Annotated in this window: 3 protein-coding genes; all 3 read right to left on the bottom strand. The window is 35.1% G+C overall.

Going from position 1 to position 2,835, the window contains the following annotated elements; all coding sequences use genetic code 11:
- Positions 1-262: 262 nt before the first annotated feature.
- Positions 263-1,177 carry a macrolide hydrolase EstT gene (gene estT, locus DWY55_RS21680; RefSeq protein ID WP_006744646.1) on the bottom strand — a complete coding sequence of 305 codons (915 nt, stop codon included), beginning with the start codon at positions 1,175-1,177 and terminating at the stop codon, positions 263-265.
- A 181-nt stretch (positions 1,178-1,358) separates the two neighbouring features.
- Complete coding sequence (locus tag DWY55_RS21675; protein WP_003013318.1) at positions 1,359-2,222, bottom strand: aminoglycoside 6-adenylyltransferase AadS; 864 nt, start codon at positions 2,220-2,222, stop codon at positions 1,359-1,361.
- A gap of 175 nt (positions 2,223-2,397) precedes the next feature.
- Positions 2,398-2,835, bottom strand: a 438-nt coding sequence (locus DWY55_RS21670; RefSeq protein WP_207806440.1) for an FAD-dependent oxidoreductase, incomplete at its 5' end; no start/stop codon positions are given.

Here is a 2,835-nt window from a genome sequence, read left to right as displayed (position 1 = left end):
TAATTTTGCCATAGTCAGTCCAACGGGTCCACCACCAATTATTGCAACGTTCTTATCACTAAGTAAATTCATTTGTTTGTCTGTATCTATTCGCATTGTCATTCAAAAATGGCACATAACGGTTAGTATATGAAAAGTAGGCGATTTCGAAGTGCCAAATTTTCGGTTAAGCACAAAGTATAATACGAGCCAAAAGCCTTGAATTTACTACTGTTTCGCCTATTTTTTATATACATTGTTAGCGGGTCGTTGTTTTTGTTTATCAGTCATTTATGTGTTTTTCTATTCCATCAATTATTGATTTCCAATCATCAACGTGTAATTCGTGTCCTGTACCTTCAAGGGTGATTAGATTTGAACCTTTTATTTTTTCTAGTAAAAAACCTGCATTCTTATAATGCCAAATTTTGTCGTCTGTTCCGTGGATAATTAAGGTGGGTTGTTTGATTTCGTTTAATCTGTTCCAATATTCTTCACCACCTTGCAATGCAGCGTGATTGAACATACTTATATAATTGTTGGCTCTATTGAACTCAGCTCTTATCAGTTTTTCACTTCTTTGTTTGTCAAATTGTTTCTTGCCACTCATTAATTCTGCACCCTGAATTAAATAGTTTACCACACTGTCTTCATTTGTCCAATTGACTGTACCTGCTTTACTATGGAAATCTAAAATACTCGTGTCCATTTCAGGTATAGTTGGGTCTGAGTCTCCCCAAGGGCCTGATGACATAAGAGTTAAGGAGTTAACTCTGTCGGCAAACTTTATTGATGCTATTTGAGAAATTAGTCCGCCCAAAGAAATCCCCACAAAATGTGCTTTGTCAATCTTGTAGCCATCCAATATTGAAATAGCGTCATTAGTTAAGTCAACAATATCGTATGGAGTAGAACCTGGTTCATAATTAGTGGATTTTCCTACATCTCTGTTGTCGTAACGAATAACAAAAAATCCTTTTTCAGATAATTGTTGGCAAAATTCAGTGTCCCAATACAGCATTGATACGGTTGCACCTGCTACCAAAAGGATTGCTGGATTTTTCTTATTTCCAAAACTTTCCGTACAGAGTTCAATGCCGTTTGTTTTAATTATTTTCTCTTTCATTTCTGTTTTCCTTTGTTTGCAACTGATTATTATCAGTCCTAAAATTAATATCCAAAGTAGTTTTTTTTTCATTTATCAATGTTTAACTGTTATGCTGGTATCTTTCACAATGCCCGCTAACGTGCCGCGTATTGGCGATGGGCGGGATTTTTAGCACTGAACTTTAATCGAAGAACAGAAGTTGAATTTTGCACTTCCGTTGATACGAAGCCGTTCAGCCCGCCTATTGCCAATACGATGTTGTACGACGTAGTTATGTTTTGGGTTTTAGTCCAGCTAAATATTTTCGTATGTCATTTTCTAATTTATCCGGGTATTTGTACTCTAATTTTTTTGACAATTCAGTTCCTATTTCTGAAACTAAATCAGTCATTGAAAATAGAGCAGTCCAATTTTCCTTTATATCGCTCCCTGAAAATGTTTGTTCTGTTTTAGCCCACATTTCCTGGTTAAGATACTTTTTGAAAAGTCGTCCATATTTATTGGTCGTTATGTTCCAATTGTGTTCACTTGCAATGTGCCATTCAATTAAAGGAATTAGATATTCTGTGCGAATAACGGTTTCCGACATAAATTTCGCATAGAATATTTCATCTCTCACAAGACACTTTGCCACGTAAGTTGTGTCCCACCAAAAATCGTTTATTAGATTTTGAAACTCTTTTTCAGACGGTTTTTTGATAATGGAAATTTGATAAGTTGGTTTCAGCATTTGCTTTGTAATACCATCTTTATCAATTAAAATTTTATAACCAATATCCCAATCTTCTGGTAATTCTTTCTCTTGCGTTTCCTTTATAAATTTTGATTTGCTGTAAAGTTTAAAATCTACTTTCACACCGTCTTCATAAAGTAGCATTTTCATTGCGTGTTTATGGTTAAAACAACTTTCGTCTTCTTCAATCATAGCAATTGGATTTCCGAATTTAAGCGTCCAGCTTTTGTCTGAAATGTAATTTGTATTATCCTCAAAAACAAATTCAATGTCTAAATCACTAAATTCGTCAACAAGTGCTAAAGGATTTACAAGTGAACTTGTCAGAAGAAGAACTCTTACATCTTCGTTTTTCTCCGACCATTCTATAATTGTTCTTAACTTTTCTTCTCTGACTTTCATTTTGTTTGGTTCGGTTTTACTATGTCGTACAACGTTTGGCAAATTGGCGATGGAGCCGACTTTTAGCACAAATGTTGAATAGAATTACTAATCTTCAACATTGCACAAAAGTTCAATAGAAGTACTTCACCGGCTCTATTGCCAATTTGTTTGTTATGTGCCGTTTTATTCCATTTTATACATTTAACAATTGCTGAAACGTAAAGTCGGGTTTAAACATTTCAATTTCGTTTTGAGTTGATTCTTCTTGTGCTTCTTTGCCATAGATAAACATTTGCTGTTCATAATTTTTAACAGCCTCTTCAATGCTATTAAATTTTCCATCGGCTAGATTATCAGACAATATCAAGGCATCCACCAACCCACTATTTACTCCCTGCCCTGCAAAAGGCGGCATCAAATGTGCGGCATCCCCAATCATTGTTATGGGTAATGGGCGCTTGCTTTTCCAAGGCTTTTCTAAAGGAAATATCCGTGTAGCCAATCCTACAAATGACAACGTCGTATGAATCAATTCTTTGTAGCGTTCGTCCCAATCGGAAAATTCTTTCAGAAGAAAATCAACGACACTATTTCTGTTTTGAAAATCTACCTGCGTTTGGTTTTTCCATTC

Source organism: Bacteroides sp. AF25-38AC (assembly GCF_003602995.1).
Lineage (GTDB): Bacteria > Bacteroidota > Bacteroidia > Bacteroidales > Bacteroidaceae > Bacteroides > Bacteroides uniformis.
This window is presented reverse-complemented; position numbering and strand designations above follow the sequence as displayed.